The 22448-nt window shown below is 70.1% G+C and carries 16 protein-coding genes; 8 read left to right on the top strand and 8 right to left on the bottom strand.

What is annotated here, in order from left to right; genetic code table 11:
- The first annotated feature begins 79 nt into the window (after window positions 1-79).
- From QRN26_RS16380 to QRN26_RS16355, 6 genes are all read left to right on the top strand, one after another.
- Window positions 80-2119 (top strand): bifunctional aldolase/short-chain dehydrogenase, encoded by a 2040-nt coding sequence (locus QRN26_RS16380; protein WP_285037569.1) that lies wholly within the window; start codon window positions 80-82, stop codon window positions 2117-2119.
- Window positions 2116-3603 carry a rhamnulokinase gene (locus QRN26_RS16375; RefSeq protein ID WP_285037568.1) on the top strand — a complete coding sequence of 496 codons (1488 nt, stop codon included), beginning with the start codon at window positions 2116-2118 and terminating at the stop codon, window positions 3601-3603. The genes QRN26_RS16380 and QRN26_RS16375 overlap by 4 nt, the downstream gene beginning before the upstream one ends.
- Window positions 3604-3612: 9 nt before the next feature.
- Entirely contained in the window at window positions 3613-4545 is a 933-nt protein-coding gene (locus tag QRN26_RS16370) for a 2-hydroxyacid dehydrogenase (protein WP_285037567.1), read from the top strand.
- Between the two features lie 112 nt (window positions 4546-4657).
- Complete coding sequence (locus tag QRN26_RS16365) at window positions 4658-5476, top strand: FadR/GntR family transcriptional regulator (RefSeq protein ID WP_285037566.1); 819 nt, start codon at window positions 4658-4660, stop codon at window positions 5474-5476.
- A complete protein-coding gene (locus tag QRN26_RS16360) occupies window positions 5469-6809 on the top strand; it encodes an alpha-hydroxy acid oxidase (protein WP_285037565.1) in 1341 nt (446 codons plus the stop codon). The genes QRN26_RS16365 and QRN26_RS16360 overlap by 8 nt, the downstream gene beginning before the upstream one ends.
- A gap of 236 nt (window positions 6810-7045) precedes the next feature.
- Window positions 7046-7714, top strand: coding sequence for an NAD(P)-dependent oxidoreductase (locus tag QRN26_RS16355; protein WP_056010731.1), 669 nt, complete (start codon window positions 7046-7048; stop codon window positions 7712-7714).
- Window positions 7715-7723: 9 nt separating this feature from the next.
- On the opposite strand, the gene QRN26_RS16350 is transcribed toward QRN26_RS16355, so the two are convergent.
- The 3 genes from QRN26_RS16350 to ddaH form a co-directional block, all read right to left on the bottom strand.
- Entirely contained in the window at window positions 7724-8482 is a 759-nt protein-coding gene (locus QRN26_RS16350; protein WP_157580048.1) for a polyprenol monophosphomannose synthase, read from the bottom strand.
- A 113-nt stretch (window positions 8483-8595) separates the two neighbouring features.
- On the bottom strand, window positions 8596-8829 hold the full coding sequence (locus QRN26_RS16345; protein WP_056782217.1) for a hypothetical protein: 234 nt from the start codon (window positions 8827-8829) through the stop codon (window positions 8596-8598).
- Window positions 8830-8967: 138 nt separating this feature from the next.
- Window positions 8968-9849, bottom strand: coding sequence for a dimethylargininase (gene ddaH / locus QRN26_RS16340; protein WP_350223931.1), 882 nt, complete (start codon window positions 9847-9849; stop codon window positions 8968-8970).
- A 163-nt stretch (window positions 9850-10012) separates the two neighbouring features.
- On the opposite strand from ddaH, the gene QRN26_RS16335 reads away from it, so the two are divergent.
- Both QRN26_RS16335 and QRN26_RS16330 read left to right on the top strand, forming a co-directional pair.
- On the top strand, window positions 10013-10450 hold the full coding sequence (locus tag QRN26_RS16335) for an Lrp/AsnC family transcriptional regulator (protein WP_056010729.1): 438 nt from the start codon (window positions 10013-10015) through the stop codon (window positions 10448-10450).
- A complete protein-coding gene (locus QRN26_RS16330) occupies window positions 10450-10806 on the top strand; it encodes a GntR family transcriptional regulator (RefSeq protein ID WP_285037564.1) in 357 nt (118 codons plus the stop codon). The genes QRN26_RS16335 and QRN26_RS16330 overlap by 1 nt, the downstream gene beginning before the upstream one ends.
- A 20-nt stretch (window positions 10807-10826) precedes the next feature.
- Here QRN26_RS16330 and QRN26_RS16325 read toward each other — a convergent pair whose 3' ends face one another.
- The 5 genes from QRN26_RS16325 to QRN26_RS16305 all read right to left on the bottom strand — a co-directional run bounded on the left by QRN26_RS16325 (window position 10827) and on the right by QRN26_RS16305 (window position 22368).
- Window positions 10827-14582 carry a bifunctional proline dehydrogenase/L-glutamate gamma-semialdehyde dehydrogenase gene (locus tag QRN26_RS16325; protein WP_285037563.1) on the bottom strand — a complete coding sequence of 1252 codons (3756 nt, stop codon included), beginning with the start codon at window positions 14580-14582 and terminating at the stop codon, window positions 10827-10829.
- 125 nt (window positions 14583-14707) lie between these two features.
- A complete protein-coding gene (locus QRN26_RS16320) occupies window positions 14708-15706 on the bottom strand; it encodes a DNA-3-methyladenine glycosylase family protein (RefSeq protein WP_285037562.1) in 999 nt (332 codons plus the stop codon).
- 121 nt (window positions 15707-15827) lie between these two features.
- A complete protein-coding gene (locus QRN26_RS16315) occupies window positions 15828-17792 on the bottom strand; it encodes an Ig-like domain-containing protein (RefSeq protein ID WP_285037561.1) in 1965 nt (654 codons plus the stop codon).
- 204 nt (window positions 17793-17996) lie between these two features.
- Window positions 17997-18416 (bottom strand): hypothetical protein, encoded by a 420-nt coding sequence (locus tag QRN26_RS16310; protein WP_285037560.1) that lies wholly within the window; start codon window positions 18414-18416, stop codon window positions 17997-17999.
- A gap of 103 nt (window positions 18417-18519) precedes the next feature.
- A complete protein-coding gene (locus QRN26_RS16305) occupies window positions 18520-22368 on the bottom strand; it encodes a hypothetical protein (RefSeq protein ID WP_285037559.1) in 3849 nt (1282 codons plus the stop codon).
- Window positions 22369-22448 lie beyond the last annotated feature (80 nt).

Genomic DNA, 22448 nt, shown 5'->3' with positions numbered 1-22448 from the left:
ATTGCGTCGCCTGTCACTTCTTGTCATACTTAACACGAATGAACATCGGGCACGGACGTGCCCCGACGAAGGAGTGCGAATGTCCGTGAACCCAACAGCTGCAGAGCTCATCGCCCGCAGCAACCGCCTCGGCAGCGACCCGAAGAACACGAACTACGCGGGCGGCAACACCTCCGCCAAGGGCACCGGGACCGACCCCGTCACGGGCGAGCCGGTCGAACTGCTCTGGGTGAAGGGCTCCGGCGGTGACCTCGGCACGCTCAAGCCAGCAGGGCTCGCCGTCCTCCGCCTCGACCGCATGCGCGCCCTCCAGGACGTCTACCCCGGCCTCGACCGCGAGGACGAGATGGTCGCAGCGTTCGACTACACGCTCCACGGCAAGGGCGGCGCCGCGCCCTCCATCGACACCGCCATGCACGGCCTCGTCGACGCGGCCCACGTCGACCACCTCCACCCCGACTCCGGCATCGCCATCGCGACCGCCGCCGACGGCCCCGAGCTCACCGCGACGATCTTCGGCGACAAGGTCGTGTGGGTCCCGTGGCGTCGCCCCGGCTTCCAGCTCGGTCTCGACATCGCCGCCATCAAGGCCGACAACCCGGAGGCGATCGGCACGATTCTCGGCGGCCACGGCATCACCGCGTGGGGCGACACCTCCGACGAGGCCGAGGCCAACTCGCTCTGGATCATCGACACCGCGGCCGCCTACATCGAGGCGAACTCGCGTCCCGAACCGTTCGGGCCGGCACTCGACGGCTACGCGGCACGCCCCGAGGCGGAGCGACGCGCGAAGGCCGCGGCCCTCGCCCCCACCATCCGCGGGCTGGCCTCCACCGACCGCCCCGTCGTCGGGCACTTCACCGACAGCCCCGAGGTCCTCGACTTCCTCGCCGCGGCGGAGCACCCCCGCCTCACCGCGCTCGGCACGAGCTGCCCCGACCACTTCCTCCGCACCAAGGTGAAGCCGCTCACCGTCGACCTGCCGGCCACGGCGCGCGTCGAGGAGATCGTCGAGCGACTTGGCGTGCTGCACACGGCGTACCGCGAGGACTACCAGGCGTACTACGACCGTCACGCCACGTCCGACAGCCCGGCCATCCGCGGCGCGGATCCGCTCATCGTCCTCGTCCCCGGTGTCGGCATGTTCAGCTTCGGCAAGGACAAGCAGACCGCGCGCGTCGCCGGGGAGTTCTACGTCAACGCCATCAACGTCATGCGCGGCGCGGAGGGTCTCTCCACCTACGCACCCATCGATGAGGCCGAGAAGTTCGCGATCGAGTACTGGGCGCTCGAGGAGGCGAAGCTGCAGCGGATGCCGAAGCCGAAGCCACTCGCCACCCGCATCGCGCTCGTCACCGGAGCCGCGTCCGGCATCGGCAAGGCCATCGCGACCCGCCTCGTCGCCGAGGGCGCGGTCGTCGCCATCGCCGACCTCTCCCTCGAGAAGGCCCAGGCGGCCGCGGCGGAACTCGGCACCACCGACGTCGCGATCGGGATCGCCGCGGACGTCTCGAACGAGGCCGCGGTGCAGGCCGCGATCGAGGAGACGGTCCTCGCCTTCGGTGGGCTCGACCTCGTCGTCAACAACGCCGGTCTCTCGCTCTCGAAGTCGCTGCTCGAGACCACCGAGGCCGATTGGGATCTGCAGCACAACGTCATGGCGAAGGGCTCGTTCCTCGTCTCGAAGGCGGCGGCGCGCGTCCTCATCGACCAGAAGCTCGGCGGCGACATCGTCTACATCTCATCGAAGAACTCCGTCTTCGCCGGACCGAACAACATCGCGTACTCCGCGACGAAGGCCGACCAGGCCCACCAGGTCCGTCTCCTCGCCGCCGAGCTCGGTGAGTTCGGCGTGAAGGTGAACGGCATCAACCCCGACGGCGTCGTCCGCGGCTCGGGCATCTTCGCCTCCGGTTGGGGCGCGAACCGGGCGAAGACGTACGGCATCGAGGAGCAGGACCTCGGCAAGTTCTACGCGCAGCGCACCATCCTCAAACGCGAGGTCGTCCCGGAGAACGTGGCCAACGCGGTCTTCGCGATCTGCACGAGCGACTTCAGCCACACGACCGGCCTGCACATCCCCGTCGACGCGGGCGTCGCCGCGGCCTTCCTGCGATGAGCGCGACGGCGACGGGTGCGGCGAGCGCCGTCGGCTCCAGCGGCACGGTCGCGGCGGTCGACCTCGGGGCGACGAGTGGCCGGGTCATGCTCGGTCACGTCGGTCCGGGCGAGCTCCGCCTCGTGCCCGTCGCCCGGTTCCCCAACACCCCGGTCCGCACGCCGGACGGCCTCCACTGGAACATCCTCGAGCTGTACCGCTCGGTCGTCGCCGGGCTGTCGGGGGCGGCGAGGCAGGAACCGCATCTGTCGAGCATCGGCATCGACTCGTGGGCGGTGGACTACGGGCTCCTGCGGCAGGGGCGGCTGCTCGGCGCTCCGTTCCACTACCGCGACGAGCGGACGGCGGCCGGGGTCGAGGCGGTGCACGCGCGTGTGCCGTTCGCCGAGCTCTACCGGGGCAACGGGCTCCAGTTCCTCCCGTTCAACACCGTCTACCAGCTGGCGACGGAGCGCGACGCCGGCATGCTCGACGTCGCCGACACCGCCCTGCTCATCCCGGACCTCATCGCGCACTGGCTGACCGGTGCGCGCGTCGCCGAGGCCACCAACGCGTCGACGACGGGACTCGTCCGCGCCGGTGGATCGACCGACTGGGACTTGGAGCTGCTCACCAGACTCGGCATCCCGGCCGCGATCCTGCCGCCCATCGTCCAACCCGGCGATCCCATCGGGACGCTGCTCCCGGGCGTCGCCGCCGAGGTCGGTCTGTCGTCCTCGACGCCCGTCACGGCGATCGGTTCCCACGACACGGCGTCGGCGGTCGTCGCCGTCCCGATGACGAGCCAGGACGCCGCGTACATCTCCTGCGGCACCTGGGGCCTCGTCGGCGTGGAGCTCGAACATCCCGTGCTCACCGAGGCGAGCCGGGCCGCGAACTTCACGAACGAGGGCGGTGTCGACGGTCGCACCCGGTTCCTCCACAACGTGATGGGGCTCTGGCTCCTGAGCGAGTCGGTGCGCACCTGGGAGCGGGGCGGCGAGACCATCGACCTCCCCGGGCTCATCGCCCAGGCGGCCGCCGTCGACACCGCGGTCTCCGTGTTCGACGCGAACGACCCGCGCTTCCTCGCCCCTGGCGACATGCCGGCCCGCATCGCGGAGGCCCTCGTCGAGCAGGGCTCCCCGGTGCCGCGGTCACGCGCCGAGTTCGTCCGGTGCATCGTCGAGAGCCTGGCGCAGGCGTTCGCCGATGCGGTCCACACGGCCTCCGAGCTGTCCGGCGTCCGGGTCCGCACGATCCACGTCGTCGGCGGCGGATCGCAGAACGCCCTGCTCTGCCAGCTGACGGCCGACCGCGCCGGCATCCCGGTCGTCGCGGGCCCCGTCGAGGCCACCGCGCTCGGGAACGTGCTCGTGCAGGCGCGTGCCGTCGGGATCATCGACGGCGACCTCGAGACCCTGCGCGCCCTCGTCGCGCGGAGCTTCGAACCGACCCGCTACGAGCCGCGCAAGTCTTCGGGCCACGACGCGGTCACCCGGTAGCGTCGCAGCATGACTGCTTCTCCGCTCATCGTCAGCCTGCCCACCGAGCTCCGCGAGGAGGTGCTGTCGCAGGGCCCGGCTCCTGAGGGGGTCGAGTTCGTCGAGTGGGACCTCCGGACGGAGCCGCCGGTGGAACACATCGACCTCGTGGTGCCCGTGTACCTCGGTTCGAACAAGCCGCTCGCGAACGTGGCCGCCGTGACGCCGCAGCTCGTGCAGGTCCAGTCGATCGGCTACGACGGCCTGGAGGACCTCCTTCCCGAGGGCGTCGTGCTGGCGAACGCGGCGACCGTGCATGAGGCGTCGACGGCGGAGCTCACGGTGGCCCTGATCCTCGCCTCACAGCGGGGTCTCCCCGACTTCGTGCGCGCCGAGCGGACGGGCGAGTGGTTGCAGAGGCAGCGTCCGAGCCTCGCGGACCGTCGGGTCCTCCTCATCGGCTACGGCGGTGTCGGCGCGGCCATCGAGGCGAGGCTCCTGCCGTTCGAGGTCGAGGTGACCCGCGTCGCCTCCACGGCTCGTGAGGACGAGCGCGGCACCATCCACGGCATCGACGAGCTGCCGGAGCTCCTGCCCCAGGCGGAGATCGTCATCGTCGTCGTCCCACTCACCGACAGCACCCGCGGTCTGGTGGACGACGCGTTCCTCTCGGCGCTTCCCGACGACGCCCTCGTGGTGAACGTCGCCCGAGGACCGGTGGCCGACACCGAAGCGCTGGTCCGGCACGCGAGCAGCGGCCGGATCCGCCTCGCCCTCGACGTCACCGATCCCGAGCCACTGCCGGTGGACCACCCCCTGTGGTCGCTGCCGAACGTGCTCGTCTCGCCGCACATCGGCGGTGCGACGAGCGCGATGCTCCCCCGGATGGCGCGGCTGTTGCGTCGGCAGATCGAGCACCTGCAGGCCGGCGAGGAACCCGAGAACATCGTCCTCCGCACCTGATCGGCCCGCTCGATGGGTCCGGAGCGGAAAAGTTCGCGTCAGGGCTCGCCTTGAATCGGTTCAAGAGGTATGGTTTGTGGTCTGACCACATCGAGGTGCCGAAGGAGGACCGATGAGCGCAGCAGCACCCGCACCGACGACGGAGGCCGCACCGGGATCGATCGCACCCGCAACACCGGCCCCCACACCCCCGCGTCCCGAGCCCCGCGCCTGGGAGGTCGTCCTCGCCCGCATCGAGTCGGACCTCCTCAGCGGCGTCCTGAAGCCCGGCGACCGACTGCCCGGCGAACGCCAGCTCGCGATCGACCTCGGCGTCGGCCGGTCGAGCGTCCGTGAGGCGATCCGCGTCCTCGAGGTCCTCGGCCTCATCCGCACGCACACCGGTTCCGGCCCCACCGCCGGCGCGATCATCGTCGCGACGCCCTCCGGCGGCATGGCGACGCTCATGCGCTTGCAGGTCGCCGCTCAGGGGTTCGCCGTGCAGGACGTCGTGGACACCCGACTCGTCATCGAGACCGCCGTCGTCCACAGCCTCGCCACGCGCGCCGGCGAACGCGCCGCGGACCTCAAGCACCCCGAGTCGCTCCTCGACGCGATGGACCAGCCGACGCTCACCGAGGCGGAGTTCCTCGCGCTCGACGCCCAGTTCCACCTGTCGCTCGCCGAGGCGGAGGGCAACCAGGTCCTCGTCGCCACGATGTCCGGTCTCCGCGACTCGATCGAACGCTACGTCCTCGCCGGTGTGCCGCAGCTGTCGTCCTGGTCCGCCACCGCCGACCGACTCCGGGCCGAGCACCGCGGCATCGTCGAGGCGATCCGCTCGGCCGACCCCGACCTCGCCCGTCAGTCCGTGCGCTCCCACATCACCGGTTACTACGACGCCCTGAACCCCGCACCCTCCCGTGAGAAGGAAGAACAGACCCATGGTTGAACGCCGCATCCCCAAGCCCCACGACCTGCTGCCCCTCATGCAGTTCAAGAAGCCCGAGTTCAACGCGCGCCGCCGCCGTCTCGCCGCGGCGACGACCATCAGCGACCTCCGCACGATCGCGAAGAAGGTCACGCCGACGGCCCCGTTTGACTACACCGACGGCGCGGCCGAGGGCGAGATCTCGCTGGCCCGCGCCCGTCAGGCCTTCCAGGACATCGAGTTCCACCCGGCCGTCCTCAAGAACGTGGCGAACGTCGACACCGGCTGGGACGTCCTCGGCGAGCGCGTCGCGTTCCCGTTCGGCATCGCCCCGACCGGCTTCACCCGCATGATGCAGACGGAGGGCGAGCGCGCCGGTGCGTCGGCGGCCGCGGCGGCCGGCATCCCGTTCACCCTCTCCACCATGGGCACGACGTCGATCGAGGACGTGCAGGCGGCGGCTCCCGGCGGCCGCAACTGGTTCCAGCTCTACATGTGGAGCGAGCGCGAGCGGTCGATGGCCCTCGTCGACCGCGCAGCCGCGGCCGGGTACGACACGCTCGTGGTGACGGTCGACACCCCGGTGGGCGGCGCTCGCCTCCGTGACGTCCGCAACGGCATGACGATCCCGCCGTCGCTCACACCGAAGACCATCGTCGACGCGCTCCCACGGCCTGCCTGGTGGATCAACTTCCTCACGACGGAGCCGCTGGCGTTCGCGAGCCTCGACCGCTGGTCCGGCACGGTGGCCGCCCTCATCGACACGATGTTCGACCCGACCGTCGGGCCCGACGAGGTCAAGTACATCCGCGAGCAGTGGAAGGGCAAGCTGATCGTCAAGGGCGTCCAATCGGTCGCCGACGCGAAGCTCGCCGTCGACCTCGGTGCCGACGCCGTGCAGCTGTCGAACCACGGCGGCCGTCAGCTCGACCGCGCGCCGATCCCGTTCCACCTGCTGCCGAGCGTCGTCCGCGAGGTCGGCAAGGACGCCGAGGTGCACCTCGACACGGGCATCATGAACGGTGCCGACATCGTCGCGTCCGTCGCCCTCGGCGCCCGCTTCACCTTCATCGGCCGTGCGTACCTCTACGGGCTCATGGCGGGTGGGCGCGAGGGCGTGGACCGCGCGATCCAGATCCTCTCGGGCGAGATCGTGCGCACGATGAAGCTCCTGGGCGTCGCCTCGCTCGAGGAGCTGCAGCCGCACCACGTGACCCAGCTCTCGCGGTTCACGACGCTGCAGCCGCTCCCGGAGCAGTCGACGCTGAGCGCGTCACGGCCGGCCGCGCCCAAGGCGGCTCCGGCCCCGCGCAAGGCTCCGGCCCGCAAGCCGGCGTCCGCGGCGAAGGCCTGACCACCCGAGCGACACGAGGAAGCCCCGGACCACCACGGTCCGGGGCTTCCTCGTTCCGACGGAGGATGAACGTCCGCCACGGCGGCATGCGCATCATCGTGGTGAGGCGCTCCCGCGGCGCTGGTCACGTCTCGGGTTGTCCCCGATGCCGCACGGCGCGCTCTGGTCCACGATGGGAACGTCCCTCGGTCCGAGCCGCCCGCGTCCATCCGGGCCCGACTCCCGGAAGGAGCGCTGTGGCCCACCTCCTCGTCATCGGCGGCAGCGGACGCACCGGTCGACTCGTGATCTCCGAGGCGCTGCGCACCGGCCACTCGGTGACCGCCCTCGTCCGCGACCCCACACGGGTCGTCCCGGGCGATCGACTGACGATCACCCAGGGATCACCGTTGCGGATCGACGACGTCGAGGCGGCCATGCACGGCACCCAGGCGGTCGTGGTCGCGCTCACCAACCTCGGCACCTCCGACTGGCCGTGGGCGCGCCAGGTGAGCCCGCCGGACCTCATCACGAGCGCCATCGACACGGTCACCGCCGCCATGCGCTCGCACGGCCTCCGGCGCATCGTGCTGCTCTCCGCACTCGGCACCGGGGAGTCACGGCGGAGCGTGCCGTCCCCGCTGCGATGGACGACGCGATTCCTGCGGCTCGGCACCGTCTACGCCGATCACGAACGCGCCGACGCCTCACTGCGGAGCTCGGCCCTCGACTGGACGATCGTGCGCCCGACCCTGCTGTCGGGGAGCGAGCGGCGCCGACCGGTCGTGACCTCGCCCGCCGGCCGTTGGCCGAGCTCCGTGCGGATCAGCCGCTCCGACGTCGCGGGGTACCTCGTCGACGCGGTCGACGACGAGACGCTCATCCGCTCGGCTCCCGTGATCTCCTCAGGCCCGAGCCGCGTCTGAGGCTCCGGCTCAGGAACCGGCGGTGGCGCGTGACGCCTCGGGGTGCCGCCCGATGACCCGGTCGGTCGCCTCGCAGATCCCCCACCAGGTGACGCGCAGCATGGCCTCGACGACGATGCCACCCGTCATCTTCGAGGCTCCGAGCGCACGCTCCGTGAAGGTGATGGGCACCTCGACGATGCTGAGGCCCGCCCGGTTCGCGTGCCACAGCATGTCGACCTGGAACCCGTAGCCGTGGGAGTGGACCTCGTCCAGCTGGAGCCTGCGCAGCGCATCCGCGCTGAACACGCGGTAGCCGCCGGTCACGTCGCGCGCGGGGAGCCGGAGCGCGAACCGGGCGTAGCCGCTGCCCACCCGCGAGATGGCCTCGCGGTGCTTGGGCCAGTTCACGACCGAGCCGCCCGGCACCCAGCGCGATCCGAGGACGACGTCGGCGGTCGCGGCGGCGGCCAGGAGCGACGGCAACTGCTCCGGGGCGTGCGAACCGTCGGCGTCCATCTCGACCACGCTGCCGAACCCGCGCCCGAGCGCCCAGGCGAAGCCGGCCTTGTAGGCGGCGCCGAGGCCCTCTTTGCCCGTCCGGTGGAGCACGTGCACCGCGGTGTCGGCTGCGGCGAGGCGATCGGCGATGTCGCCGGTGCCGTCGGGTGAGTTGTCGTCGACCACGAGGATCTGGACGTCGGGGGTGGCGACGCGGACGCGCGCGACGATCCGTTCCAGGTTCTCGCGTTCGTTGTAGGTGGGGATGATGACCACCGTGGAATCCATGTGCCGTCCTCGTGTCTGCTCAGTCAGCGTAGCGCGCTGGACAGGACGGTATCGGCGGTACGGGGCGGTCGATCGAACGCTCAGCCAACCATCGGCGAACGTGCGGCGGAGCGTCAGTTCCGGCTGGCGAAGTGCGCCGGCACGAAGAGTGCGAGCGCGATCATCAGGATGCCGCCGAGGAACCACACCGTCTGGAAGGCCTCGTTGCGGAACGCCTCACCGAACGACCACATGCCGCCCGCGAAGAGCGCGAGGGCGATGACGACCCAGAATCCGGTCGCGTCCCCCAGGGTGCTCGTCCGTCCCGACTTGTCTCGTTCGTGGTCACGTCGTTCTGCGGCGTCCATGGGTGCCCTCCGTCGGCGGTCGATCGTTCACAGCAGGTATACGCGGTGCCGCGCGTGACCCGCAACCCCTCGACAGCCTGGCCCTGAGCCCGACCCCGGTCCCTGAGCCCCACTCCGGTCCCTGAGCCTGTCGAAGGGCTAGCCGCGGAGTTCGAGGGTGCAGCACTTCACGCCGCCACCACCGAGCAGGAGCTCGGACAGGTCGACGCCGATCGGGCGGTAGCCGCGCTCCCGCAGCTGGCGCTCGAACCCGACGGCGCGAGCGGCGATGACGACCTCGCGACCGTTCGAGATGGAGTTGAGGCCGAGCACCGCCGCGTCCTCCGTGCTCACGTGGATCGCATCCGGGTACCGCTCCTCGAGGATGCGGTTGCTCGCCTCGTCGAACGCGGTCGGCAGGTAGGCGATGTTCGCGGGTGAACCGTCGCTGGGGGCCACCGGGTCGAGCACGGCGATGGCGGTGTCGAGGTGGTAGAAACTCGGGTTCACGAGATTCAGCGTGACGACCTCTCGGTCGAAGATGCGTCGCACCTCGTCGTGGCTGCGCGGGTCGGTGCGGAATCCGGTCCCCGCGAGGATCGTGTCGCCGACGAGCATGATGTCGCCCTCGCCCTCGTTCACGAACTCGGGGCGCTCGACGCGGAAGCCGTTTGCCTCGAACCAGTCCATGTAGGCGGGGCCCTCGGGGATGCGCTCGTCGTAGGTGAACTTGGCACCGTAGGCGACACCGTCGAGCGTGAACCCGCCGTTCGCCGCGAACACCATGTCGGGCAGGCCGTCGATGGGGTCGATGAGGTCGATCGTGTGCCCGAGGTCGAGGTACGCCTGGTGCAGCCGCTCCCACTGCGACACGGCGAGCGAGGTGTCGGTGGGGTCGTCCGGGTTCATCCAGGGGTTGATCCGGTAGCTGACCGTGAAGCGGTCGGGGCGGCACATGAGGTACCGGCGGCGATTCGCGATGCGACCCGCAGCGGCGGAATCCTGCGGGGCTGGGGTGGGGTGGTTGAGCGTCGACGACACGTCGGCCTCCAGATACGAGCGAGGAACGGCGGACGATGTCCAGGGGCCCGAAGGCACGCCACGTTCATCATCGCACGCAGTTCGCAGCGGTTTCACGGACTTTGGCGCAGGATTGCTGCGAAATGGCAGATTCTCACGCAATGATTGCGCTTACACTGACCCTATGGACAATCTCGACCGCGGCATCATCGACCTGCTCCGGCAGAACTCTCGCGCCGGATACGGCGACATCGGCGCGGTCGTCGGCCTGTCGGCTTCCGCGGTGAAGCGACGCGTCGACCGACTGGTGGCCGACGGCGTGATCCAGTCGTTCACGATCCAGGTCGACCCCACGGTGGACGGCATGCAGACGGAAGCCTACGTCGAACTCTTCTGCCGCGGCACGGTCTCCCCCAACGAACTCCTGCGGATCCTGTCCGGGGTGCCGGAGGTCGTCGACGCCGGCACCGTGACCGGGAGCGCCGACGCGATCGTCCACATGCGCGCCCGCAACATCCCCGCCCTCGAGGACGCCTTGGAGCGGGTCCGGATCGCCCCGAACGTCGATCACACCCGCAGCGCGATCGTCCTCACCCGCCTCATCCACCGGCACGTCGACTGATGCCGTTCCGGATCGAACCGACCTCCGGTGTCGCCGTGTTCGAGCAGCTGCGGACGCAGGTGATCGACGGGGTGCGCGAGGGCTCGATGCCGACGGGGTCGAAGCTCCCGACGGTACGGGGGCTGGCCGACGAGCTGGGCATCGCACCCAACACGGTCGCGAAGGCGTACCGACTCCTGGAGGCCGACGGGGTCATCGAGACCCGAGGCCGCGCGGGCACGTTCGTATCGGCGCACGGCGACGCGATCGAGCAGCAGGCGCAGCGTGCGGCGGCCGCGTACGCGGACCGCATCCGCGAGCTCGGGGTGCCGGCCGACGAGGCGCTCGAGCTCGTCGCCGCAGCCCTTCGGGCCTGAAGCGCTCGGTCGCTCCTCGCTCAGATGACGCCGTGGGACCATGGGTCCGGCGTGCCGAACCGGTGCGCGGTGATCGAGATCGCCTGCTCGTGCAGGAACGGCAGCAGCTCCACGCGCCCCGCCTGGGTGACCGGCCCCGCCCAGATCGCGATGTCCGGGTCGCCGCCGAGCGCCTCCGCGAGTCGCTTCGCCAACGGTTCGGAGTCCGAGGCCTCCGAGCCGGGCTCGGCTTCCGCGACGGTCTCCGGGCGTGGCACGACGATCCGCACCCGGGTCGCGAACGGGGCCTCCTGGCCGGATTCACCGGTGTCGATGGAGCCGCGGGCAGCCATGCGGGTGAGCCACTGCGCATCCGTCTCGAGCGAGACCGGGATGTTCAGCTCGGACAACCAGTCACGGACCTCACGGGGCAACCGCCCGCCGAGGCTCACGGTGAACCGCGACCGTGACCGCACCGCCGCGATGAGCACCCGGAGCGCGTCGCCCAGGTCGGCACCCGCCGCCACGCGCACGGAGACGGCGACCGGCCGGTATCGGAGGAGGTTCCGCTCCACGCCGAGCTGCGAGACGTCGGTGACCTCGCCGAACTCGTTCCCCCACGCCACGGCGTCGCTGAGCGCCGAGCGCCGCAGGACGTCGAAGGCCTCGTAGGTGAGGGACGGCTGCGCCGCCTCGATGAGCTTGACGATGCGGGTGTCGAGCCCGCGGAGATGCAGACTCTGGCTCGCGGAACCGGGATCGGGCTGCCAGTCGCCGAGCCCGAACAGGGCGTTCGGCCCGCCGGGCTTCGCGCCGGTGCCGACGGAGGAACGCTTCCAGCCGCCGAACGGTTGACGCTGGACGATCGCACCCGTGATCCCACGGTTGACGTAGAGGTTGCCCGCCTCGACCGTGTCGAGCCACTCGTCGAGGTCCGCGGGATCGAAGGTGTGCAGTCCGGCGGTCAAGCCGTACGGCGTCGCGTTCTGGAGGGTGATCGCCTCGCTCAGGGTCGCCGCGCGCATGACACCGAGCACCGGGCCGAAGTACTCGGTCAGGTGGAACGGCGAGCCGGGCTGCACTCCCGTGCGCACCCCCGGCGACCACAGACGCTCACTCGGTGCGCCGAAGTTGACCGAGGAGTCGTCCAGCAGCTTCGGCTCGACCAGCCACTTTTCGCCGAGTCGCAGCTCGGTGAGCCCCGCGAGAAGCTTCGCCCCCGCCGGCTCGATGATCGGACCCATCTGCGTGCGGGCGTCCGACGGCCAGCCGACGCGGAGGGAACGGACGGCGTCCTCCAGCTGCCGGAGGAAGCGGTCGGAGCGGCCGACGGATCCGACGAGGATCACGAGGGACGCCGCGGAGCACTTCTGGCCGGCGTGCCCGAACGCGCTCTTGACGATGTCGGCGACCGCGAGGTCGAGGTCGGCGCTCGGCGTGACGATGATGGCGTTCTTGCCGCTCGTCTCGGCCAGGAGCGGGAGGTCGGCCCGCCAGCTGCGGAACAGCCGGGCGGTCTCGTACGCCCCCGTGAGGATGACGCGGTCGACGGCCGGGTGCGAGACGAGTCGACGACCCAGCTCCCCCTCCTCGACGTCGGCGAGGACGAGCAGGTCCCGCGGGACACCGGCGTCCCAGAGGGCCTCGACGACGACCGCCGCACAACGCTTGGCCTGTGGGGCGGGCTTGATGATGACGCCACTGCCGGACGCCAGTGCCGCGAGGACACCGCCCGCCGGGATGGCGACGGGGAAGTTCCAGGGCGGCGTCACGACGGTGAGTCGGGAGGGGACGAAGCGTGCGCCGCGCACTCGCTCGAGTTCCGGCGCCGTGCTGGCGTAGTAGTGGGCGAAGTCGACCGCCTCGCTCACCTCCGGGTCTGCCTCGGCGATCGTCTTGCCCGTCTCGCTGGCCATGACCTCGATGAGCTCGGCTCGGCGGGAGGCGAGCACACGGCCGGCAGCGTGCAGGACGGCAGCGCGCTCGGCGGCCGGACGGGCACCCCATCGGGTTCCGGCGGCCTGCACCATCGTGATCGTGCGCTCGAGGACGCGTTCGTCGGTGAGGGCCGCGGCGGCGACCGCGGTGTTCCCCAGGGTCGACGCCGGCACCCGGGAGAGGATGGCCGCACCCCAGGCGCGGTTCGCCGCGAGGGACGGGTCGGTGTCGGCGGTGTTCTCGAAGCCGGGCGCGCCGTCCACGATGCCCCCACGCTCCGAGCGGGAGAAGACCGCGGTCTCGACGTAGCTCGACGACTCGGTACGGAACCGGTCCTCGCGGTCCGATCCGCGGTCCAGGCCGAGGACCTGCTGGGTGAGGCCGGCGTCCGAGTCCTGGGCGGGGTCGCGGAACCGTTCATCGGCCTCGCTGTCGTCGCGGACGGGCTCGACGGCCTCCTGGGAACGATCCTGCGTCCGGTTGGGGGTCGGCACGAGTCCGGGGGTCTCGTGCAGCGCTTCGACCGAGGCCAGGAAGCGACGACGCTCCCGCGCGAACAGGGTCGGCTTCTCGGCGAGGTCGAACACCGCCGACATGAAGTTCTCCTCGCTCGCGTTCTCCTCCAGCCGCCGGACGAGGTACGAGATCGCGACGTCGAACTCCTTCGGGTTGACGACCGGCGTGTAGAGGAGCACTGCGCCGACGTCACGCTTGATGGCCTCGACCTGGCCGGTGGCCATCCCGAGGAGCATCTCGAAGTCGACCCGGTCGCGCACGCCGCGGTCGCCCGCCAGCAGCCAGGCGTAGGCGATGTCGAAGAGGTTGTGGCCGGCGACGCCGACCCGGACGACGTCGGTGCGCGCGGGGGTGAGCGCCCAGTCGAGGACGCGCTTGTAGTTGGTGTCGGTCTCCCGCTTGGAGGCGGTCGTCGCGAGCGGCCACCCGTGGATCGCCGCGTCGACGCGCTCCATCGCGAGGTTCGCGCCCTTCACCAGGCGGACCTTGATGGGCGCTCCGCCGGCGGCCACGCGCTGCTTGGACCAGGCGGTGAGCTGCATCATGGCCTCGAGGGCGTCCGGGAGGTACGCCTGGATGACGATGCCGGCCTCGAACCGGAGCAGCTGCGGGTGGTCGAGGAGACGGGTGAAGACCGCGATGGTCAGGTCGAGGTCGCGGTACTCCTCCATGTCGAGGTTGATGAAGGTGCCGGTCGCCAGGCCCTCCTCGTACAACGGGACCAGGCGGCGGACGATGCGGTCGACGACCTGCTCGAACGACCACATGGAGAGTTGGCTGGCGATGGACGACACCTTGATCGACACGTAGTCGACGTCGGGCCGCTGCAGGAGTTCGCGGGTCCCGGCCAGTCGCCTGGCGGCCTCCCCCTCGCCGAGGACGGCTTCACCCAGGAGGTTCAGGTTGAGTCGCGAGCCGTCGGCCCGCAACTTCGCGATGGCCGCACCGAGTTCACGCGGTCGGCTGTCGACGATCAGGTGGCCGACCATGCCGCGCAGCACTCGACGGGAAGCCGGGACGACGACCCACGGCAGGACCGGCCCGACGAGGCCGCCGGTGCGGATGGCGGCCTGCTCGTACCAGGGGAGGAAGCTCGGCGTCCGGGCGGCGAGGGCCGCGAGGGCGTTACCGGCCACGAAGCCGTCCTCCGGCCGCATGACCCCGTCGACGAAGCCGACGGTGAACTCGAGCCCATCGGGATCGCGCAGGACGCCGGCCAGCCGGGCCGCCGCCGGGTCCACGGGCTCCTTCGCTCCCTCGGCCACCCACTTCGCGGCGAGGGCGACCGCACGATCCGCGAGGCCGACCGTCTCGGTGGGATCCTCGTACGCTTCGTTCGCCATGCCGCTCAGCCTATTCGCGGATCCGGCGTTCCCTCTCGAGGCTCGCGAGGGGTCGTGTGCGTCTGGCAGCCCCGGTCCCGCTCCCATCCCGGTCCTCGAGCCGGTCGGAGCGACGCCCGGGTCGCTCAGTGTCGGCGGTGGTCCTGGATCGTGATCTTCGGCCCTCGGCGCGGCTTGTGGATCCCGCTCCGGCCGATGAGCCGGAGCACTCGCTGCCGCTGCCCGTTCCACGGCGAGAGGAGTTCGAGCATGCCGTCGTCGTCGACCGGTGCCCCGGCGAGGGCCTGACCGACGGACGCCGCCAGATGGTAGTCGCCGACGCTCACGGCGTCCGGGTCGCCGTGCGCGCGGAGGGTCACCTCTGCGGCCGTCCACACCCCGATGCCAGGGAGGCTGCGCAGCCGCCGGGAGGCGTCGTCCGGGTGCTCGTCGACCGTCCGCTCGATCGCGCTCGCGAGACGGGAAGACCGCACCACCGTTTCGGAGCGCTGCGGCCCGACCCCGGCCTCGTGCCACTCCCAGCTCGGGATCATGCGCCAGGTGTCGGCCGCCGGCGCGACGATCATGCCCTCGGGCGCCGGGCCCGGTGCGGGTTCGCCGTGCCGCCGCACGAGCTGCCGCCACGCCCGCCAGGCCTCTATCGCGGTGACCTTCTGCTCCATGATCGACGGCACGAGCATCTCGAACACGAGCCGGTTCCGGCTGAGGCGCATGCCCGGGTTCCGGCGGAGCACCTCCGTCAGCAATGGGCTTCGGCTGACGTCGAGCCCGCTCCAGTCGTCGTCGCGACCGAGGAGCTCGGGCACGCCGTCGATCATCCACTCGGCGCCGGGTCCCCAGGCCGTCGCCTCGACCTCGCCGTCACGCATGGCCGACACGTACAGGGTCGCCCCACCCTGGGGTGTGCGCGCCGTCAACCAGACACCGCCGGGGGTCTTCCGGTAGCAGGGGCCATCGCCACCGCGGGACATCAGGCGCAGCGTCGCGTGGACATCCAGTGGCCCGGTCGGCCGGTACACCGTCCGCACGCTCGTCGACGTCGTCGCCCCCTCGCTCGGCACGCCGGCCAGCGGCGGCGCCGAGGGTCGCGGGCCCTGTTGGATGGATGGTGCGACTGCCGACATGCCGCTCACCCTACGTGGTGACCACCGACATCCGAGCGCACCGCACGACGACGCCCGGGTGGCGGACGCGGACCGGAGGGAACCGGTGCCGCGTCGCCACCCGGGCGTGAGTGGTCGACGGCTAGTTGCCGCTGCCGTGGAGGATGAAGTCGTACGCGAACTGATCGACGACCGTCCCGTTCACCGCCTGCTTGACGTGCCCGCCCGCGTACCGCCCGGGCTTGTAGTCGGTCGGCCACAGGATGCTCCAGGTCCCGTCGGGACGGACGACGTCGGAACCGAGGTCGGTGCCCCAAGCGCCCACGATCGAGATGGTCGAGCCGGGCGTCGCCGTGCCGGTGAACTCCGGCCGGGTGCCCGAGATCGTCTCGCCGACCGTCGGGGAGGTCACCACGAGCGGCTTGGCGATCGTGAAGTCGTACGTGACGCTTCCGGCCTGGACACCCTCGATGTACTGCTTGACGGTGCCACCCACGTATCGGGCGGGGAGGAGCGACTGGTCCCAGGTGATCGACCAGGTTCCGGTGCTGTCGACCCGGTCGACCGAACCGGCGACGCGTCCCCACTGGGTGCGGATCTCGACTCGCGCACCGGGCTGAGCGGTACCGGTGAACACGGGGACGGGACCGAGCAGCGCGCCACCGATCTTCGGCGAGGTCACGACGAGCGGCGCGGCTCCTGCACCGGGGCGCATGACGAAGTCGTAGGGCACTCGGGACTGCTCGACGCCCGAGATCTCCTGCACGACACGACCGCCACGGTAGGTGCCCGGGGTGATCGACTTGTTCCACTCGACGCGCCAGGTGCCCTCCTTCGTGACGAGGCCGTTGCCGAGCTCGGAGTTCCAGGAGCCGATGACCCGCACCGTGGCGCCGGGCTCGCCACGCCCGGTGAAGACCGGGACCGGCGTGGTGATGACGGCACCGATGGCGGGCGATTCGAGGGTCACGTCGACCACCGGACCCGGTTCCGGCGTGGGTTCGCGGTAGGTGAAGCGCACCGGTGCCGTGGTGCGCTGCTGCTCGAACAGCTGCGTCGCGGTCGCGACGTAGTCGCGCTCCTCCAGGGCGCGGAGCGACTGCTGCTCCCACGTGCCGGAGCTGGTGACCGTCGTGTCGACGAGGGTGACGTCGTCACGGTCGTCGAGGATCGTGATGGCAGCGCCGGGCTCTCCGCGACCGGAGAAGATCGGGCGATCGACCTCGACCGTGCTGTCCAGCGCCGGTGACTCCACCGTGATCGCGCGGACCGCGGCGTAGGTGAGCGACCAGGGCACCGTCGTGTCGTCGGCCACCTGCCGGACAGTGCCGGCGTGCGCGCCGGCGGCCAGTGCCGCCGACACCGGAGCGGTCCACGACCCCTGCGGATTCACGACGCCGGAGGCGATGACACCGCCACGAGCCTCGACGACCTCGATCGCCGAACCGGGGTGGCCCGTGCCGGTGAACGTGGGCTGGGGGATGCGGACGGTGGAACCGACAGCCGGTGCCGTGAGGACGAGCGGTTCGAAGACGGGCTGGGGGGCGTGTCCGTCCGGAAGGATCACCGCTCCCTCCGAGGGGATGCCGATGCCGCCGACGGCCAGCATGCCGGCGAACTGTCGCAGGAACCCGCCCTGTCCGCCGCTGGACACCAGACCGGAGCCGGACAGCTCCGAGGTTTCGATGTCCTGCCATGCCCACTCCTGGGCGAGCGAACCGTTGCAGGTCGCCGGGTACACGTACTTGTACCGCTGCTCGGGGTTGGGTTCGAGGCAGCGCTCCCACCCGTTCACGACACCCCGGATCGGGCCGACGCCGTCGAGTTCGGGGAAGGTCCATTCCGTGGCAGCGGCGAGCGCTTCGCCGACGGAGGTGTGGACCGATGCCGGCGTCGGGTTCGAGGTGTTCCCGGACGAACCCACGGCGAAGTACGAACCGACACCGCCGGCACGGACCTGCCCGACGAACCGGCCGGAGATCGACGCGGTGACACTGCTGTCGGGTGGGGCGACGTCGGCCGTGGTCGCTGAGGCCGGGGCACCCACCAGGCCGGCGGCGAGGACACCGACGAGCCCGATGGCGGATAAGGGGGCGAGGCGTTTCATAGGCGGAGTGGACCTTTCACGGATCTGTGCATCGGCAGGGGTGCCGTCGATGCACGCAAGAGTGTTCAGCTGAACTCCGTGAGCCTACAGATATACCAGTTGGTCAGGTGTGGGGTATCTCCGATCTGTGGAAAACTCACCCCCCAGGTACGCGACAACCGCCGATCCCCGGCGTCTGGGATCGGCGGCTGCAGTGGCGTCGGGCTATTCGGCCGCGACGAGGTTGTCCTGACCGCCGTCGGTGACGGCGGGGACAGACGGGGTGACGACCTTGTTGCCGTTGGCGCCCTCGCTGAACGTGACGTTCGCCACGTCGGCCACGGTCACGAGCGAGATGGAGCTGTTGAACGTGAGGTTCGAGACGGTCCCGGTGACGGTGACCATGCTGTTCGAGCCTTCGACGACGACGTTGTCGCAGTCGCCCTCGAGCGTGATGTTCGAGCTGTCCTCGACGATGGTGGCGGTGCCGTCGACACAGGTGCCGTCGATCTCGGGGACCACGTAGTCGGAACCGGCTTCGGCCGAAGCCGTGCTGTCGGCGGGTGCACCCGATTCGGTGGCCGTGCAGCCGGCGAGGCCGAGGGCGATGAACGCCGCAGCGGCGAAGATGGGGAACTTCTTCATGAGTTGATGTCCTTTCGGGAGGTTCGGGACCCTGTCTGCCGGCCGGGGGTACCGGCCGACAGACAGGGGTGCTGCAGGGGTGGCGCTGGAGTGGTGCTACGGACTACTTCGTGAGGATGAAGTCGTAGGTGAACGAGCCGATGACCTTGCCGTTCACGGACTCCGTCACCGTGCCGCCCGAGTAGCGGGCAGGCTTGTAGTCGCTCGGCCAGGTGATCGTCCACTCACCGTGCTCGTTCGCCGCCGTGTGCCCGAGGTCGGTCCCCCACGCCCCACGGATCTGGATCTCCGCGTTCGGGATTGCGGTTCCGGTGAACACCGGACGGGTGCCCGATATCGTCTCGCCGATCTTCGGCGAGCTCACCACGAGCTGGGACGGGACGATGGTGAAGTCGTAGATGAACTTCCCGCGCTCCTCACCGTTCACGAACTGCTTCACCGTGCCGCCCGAGTAGCGGGCGGGCAACACGGTCTTGTTCCAGGTGATGCTCCACTGCCCGTTGCTCGCAACGCTCTCGACACTGCCGAGGATCGTGCCGGACGCGCCACGGATCTCGACCTTCGCCCCCGGCTGTGCCGAACCGGTGAACACCGGCGTGGTCTCGTGGGTCGTCTCGCCGACCTTCGGCGAGGTCACCAGGAGCGGTGCGACGGTCGTGTTGCCGATCGTGAAGTCGTAGACGAACTTGCCACGCTCGACACCACCGACGAACTGCTTCACCGTGCCGCCCGAGTAGTGGCCAGGCACCACCGTCTTGTTCCAGGTGATGCTCCACTGCCCGTTGCTCGCGACGCTGTCGACACTGCCGAGGAGGCTCCCCGACGCGCCACGGATCTCGACCTTCGCGCCAGGCTGCGCGGTCCCGGTGAACACCGGCTTCGTCTCCTCGATCGTCGCACCGACCTTCGGCGCCGTCACGACCAGCGGCGCGACCTCGGCGGACTCGACGGTGAAGTCGTAGACGAACTTGCCACGCTCCACACCGTCGACGAACTGCTTCACCGTGCCACCCGCGTAGCGGCCAGGCACCACCGTCTTGTTCCAGGTGATACTCCACTGACCGTTGGAGGCGACGCTGTCGACACTGCCGAGCAGGTCACCCCAGCCGCCACGGATCTCCACCCGTGCGCCAGGCTGCGCCGTCCCGGTGAACACCGGCGTGGCCTCCTCGATCGTCTCACCGATCTGCGGCGAGGTCACGACGAGTGGTGCGACCTCGGCGGCCTTGACCGTGAAGTCGTAGGGCACGCTCGTGTAGGGCTTGTCGCCGACGTACTGCCGGACGGTGCCGCCCGAGTAGTGACCCGGGGTCAGCGAGGAGCTCCACGTGAGCGACCACGTTCCATCCGACTCGACCTCGGTCTCGCCCATCAGCTGCTGCGAAGCGCTGTAGACCTGGATCTTCGCACCCGCCTGGCCGGTTCCGGAGAACACCGGAGCACCGGGCTCGAGCACGGCACCGATCTCCGGCGACACGAGCACGATCGGCTCATCGGGGATGGGCGTACTCGCCGTGATCGTGGCGGACCACGGCACGTCGACGAGGCCACCACCGGTCACGGCACCGTCGAAGGTGCCCACGGCGGCGTCAGGCGCCGCCGCCAGGTGCAAGGTGATCGCCCGGTTCGCATCGGTGACCGTGCCGGTGAAGCCGTGCACACCCTCGGACCAGAAGAACCCGGCAGGAGCGTTTCCGACCGGTGAGAGTCCCTGCGGAACGATGATCCCGACCAGGCCGTTCACTCCGGCGTTGAAGATGACCGGCACGTCGACCGATTCACCCTGCTGCACGGTGACGGACTTGATCGTCACCGCAGGAGCGATCGGCGCCGCTTCGATCATCGCGGTGAAGTCCGCGATCTTCGTGTGACCCGAACCATAGGTGACCTTGCCGCCCGTGGCCGCACCGATCGGCGCGTCCGTGTTCGCCGTCAGGGTGAACTTCAGCGACGTCGTGCCGACCGGCAACGTCCCGCCCATGCCCAGCGCGTCGATCGTGAACGCCGAGTTCTGGACAGCCGTGATCTTCGTACCAGCGGGGTGGTAGACATCGATCCGCTTCCCACCCGCAGCAGTGTTGAACGTCGCCTCGACCTGAACCGACTGTCCCTGACGCAACGTCGGCGTCGGGATCGTCACCGCAGGCGGGATCGGGGCCGCAGTGATGGTCGCGGACCAGGGCTGCTCGAGGTGTGAACCGCGCACGACACCGTCGAAGGTGCCCACCGCGGCATCGGCAGCGGCGGTCAGGTTCATCGTGAACACCCGGTTGGCGTCCGAGACCGTTCCGCGGAAGCCGCCGATACCCGGCATCCACGTGAACCCGGTCGGCGCCGCCCCGGTCGGGGCGAGACCCTGGGGCAGGAGGATGTCGGTCAGCCCTGAAGCCGTCGCGTTGAATTCGACGTCGACACCAACCGACTGGCCCTGCTGCACAGTGACGGACTCGACCGTCACCGCAGGAGCGACCGGGGCCGCCGTGATCGTCGCGGACCAGGGCTGGTTCAGCCCAGCGCCGCGCACGACTCCGTCGAAGGTGCCCACCGCGGCATCGGCAGCGGCGGTCAGGTTCATCGTGAACGCCCGGTTGGCGTTCGTGACGGTGCCACTGAATCCGTTGATGCTCGGCAACCAGGTGAACCCGGCGGGCGCGTTGCCGGTCGGGGCGAGGCCTGCCGGTACGACGATCTCGACCTGGCCGGACACCGACGCGTTGAACTCGACGTCGACACCCACCGACTGGCCCTGCTGGACGTTAACGGACTCGATCGTCACCGCAGGAGCGATCGGGGCCGCCGTGATGGTCGCGGACCATCCCTGCTCGAGACCCGAACCGCGCACGGCACCGTTGAAGGTCCCGACCGCCGCATCGGCGGCCGCGGTCAGGTCCATCGTGAACACGCGGTTGGCGTCCGTGACCGTTCCCCGGAAGCCCTTGATGCTCGAGTTCCAGGTGAAGCCGGACGGCGCCGCCCCTGTCGGGGCGAGACCCTGCGGCAGGATGATGTCGACCTGACCGGACACCGACTCGTTGAACTCGACGTCGACATCGACCGAATCGCCCTGCTGCACGGTGACGGAGTCGATCTCCACCGCCGGTGCGACCGGAGGGGCTTCGATGTTGGCCGTGAAGTCGGCGAGCTTCGTGCGGTTCGCGCCGTAGGCGATCTGACCACCGCGGGCGGTGCCGATCGGAGCGTCCTGATCAGCCGTGAGCGTGAAGGTGACGGAGGTCGTGCCGCTCGGCAGCGTGCCGGTCATGCCCTGGCTGTTCAGGGTGAAGGCCGAATCGTCGACCGCGGTGATCGTCGTGTCGGCGGGGTGGTCGATGTCGATCCGCTGTCCGCCTGCGGCGGCGTTGAACGTCGCCGTGACCTGAGCAGACGCGCCAGGCTGCAGCGTCGGCGAACTGATGGACGCTGCGGGCTCCTCCACGGGAGCCATCTGACTCATGACCAGGCGGTCCTCATACGCCTCTCCGCCTTCGGCGACTGACCTCCATTCGAAGGTGCCTTGGATCATGTCCAACCGCCGGCCCACCTGGTTCCGGATCGTGCCGTCGGCCTCAACGTACATCCCGTCCGTGAACGCTGCGTCGCAGCTGGTCAGGAAGACTGGGCGATACTCGTTTGCAGATGGCACGCACAAGCCTTCGAACTGGATCTTCCCGGTGGTGCCGACCGCTGGGACGGTCAGCGGAGGAGCGACCTCCAGCGTCTCCTCAAGGGTTTTGAAGCCCCTGGAGATGAAGCCGAACGACGCGGGATAGCTCGTCCAGTAGTACGACGATGCCGAGTTCTTCAGAACGAACTGCCCCGTGAGCTGGGCCGATGTCGTGTCCGCGACGGTGACCTCGGGCGAGACCGCGCTTGCGGCGGCCGGGCCGGTGAGGACCCCTGACGCCGTGATGGCTATCAGGCCGAAGGCCGACAGCGTTTTCTTGAGCTTCATAGGGAGGAAGCTTCCTTTCGTGAGCAGGCGCTACGGCGGAGACCGACTCGATCTTCGGGTCGAGCGGGGCGTCGTAGCTG

Origin of the sequence: Plantibacter sp. ME-Dv--P-095 (assembly GCF_030209365.1) — a bacterium.
Classification (GTDB): domain Bacteria; phylum Actinomycetota; class Actinomycetes; order Actinomycetales; family Microbacteriaceae; genus Plantibacter.
The sequence above is the reverse complement of the archived record's forward strand: the minus strand, read 5'-3'. Positions and strand labels throughout refer to the sequence as shown.

Bases quoted from the DNA above. Each gene is read 5' to 3' on its own strand.
- QRN26_RS16380 (WP_285037569.1), top strand. From the start codon at position 80: ATGTCCGTGAACCCAACAGCTGCAGAGCTCATCGCCCGCAGCAACCGC.
- QRN26_RS16375 (WP_285037568.1), top strand. From the start codon at position 2,116: ATGAGCGCGACGGCGACGGGTGCGGCGAGCGCCGTCGGCTCCAGCGGC.
- QRN26_RS16370 (WP_285037567.1), top strand. From the start codon at position 3,613: ATGACTGCTTCTCCGCTCATCGTCAGCCTGCCCACCGAGCTCCGCGAG.
- QRN26_RS16365 (WP_285037566.1), top strand. From the start codon at position 4,658: ATGAGCGCAGCAGCACCCGCACCGACGACGGAGGCCGCACCGGGATCG.
- QRN26_RS16360 (WP_285037565.1), top strand. From the start codon at position 5,469: ATGGTTGAACGCCGCATCCCCAAGCCCCACGACCTGCTGCCCCTCATG.
- QRN26_RS16350 (WP_157580048.1), bottom strand. From the start codon at position 8,482: ATGGATTCCACGGTGGTCATCATCCCCACCTACAACGAACGCGAGAAC.
- QRN26_RS16345 (WP_056782217.1), bottom strand. From the start codon at position 8,829: ATGGACGCCGCAGAACGACGTGACCACGAACGAGACAAGTCGGGACGG.
- QRN26_RS16335 (WP_056010729.1), top strand. From the start codon at position 10,013: ATGGACAATCTCGACCGCGGCATCATCGACCTGCTCCGGCAGAACTCT.
- QRN26_RS16330 (WP_285037564.1), top strand. From the start codon at position 10,450: ATGCCGTTCCGGATCGAACCGACCTCCGGTGTCGCCGTGTTCGAGCAG.
- QRN26_RS16325 (WP_285037563.1), bottom strand. From the start codon at position 14,582: ATGGCGAACGAAGCGTACGAGGATCCCACCGAGACGGTCGGCCTCGCG.
- QRN26_RS16320 (WP_285037562.1), bottom strand. From the start codon at position 15,706: ATGTCGGCAGTCGCACCATCCATCCAACAGGGCCCGCGACCCTCGGCG.
- QRN26_RS16315 (WP_285037561.1), bottom strand. From the start codon at position 17,792: ATGAAACGCCTCGCCCCCTTATCCGCCATCGGGCTCGTCGGTGTCCTC.
- QRN26_RS16310 (WP_285037560.1), bottom strand. From the start codon at position 18,416: ATGAAGAAGTTCCCCATCTTCGCCGCTGCGGCGTTCATCGCCCTCGGC.
- QRN26_RS16305 (WP_285037559.1), bottom strand. From the start codon at position 22,368: ATGAAGCTCAAGAAAACGCTGTCGGCCTTCGGCCTGATAGCCATCACG.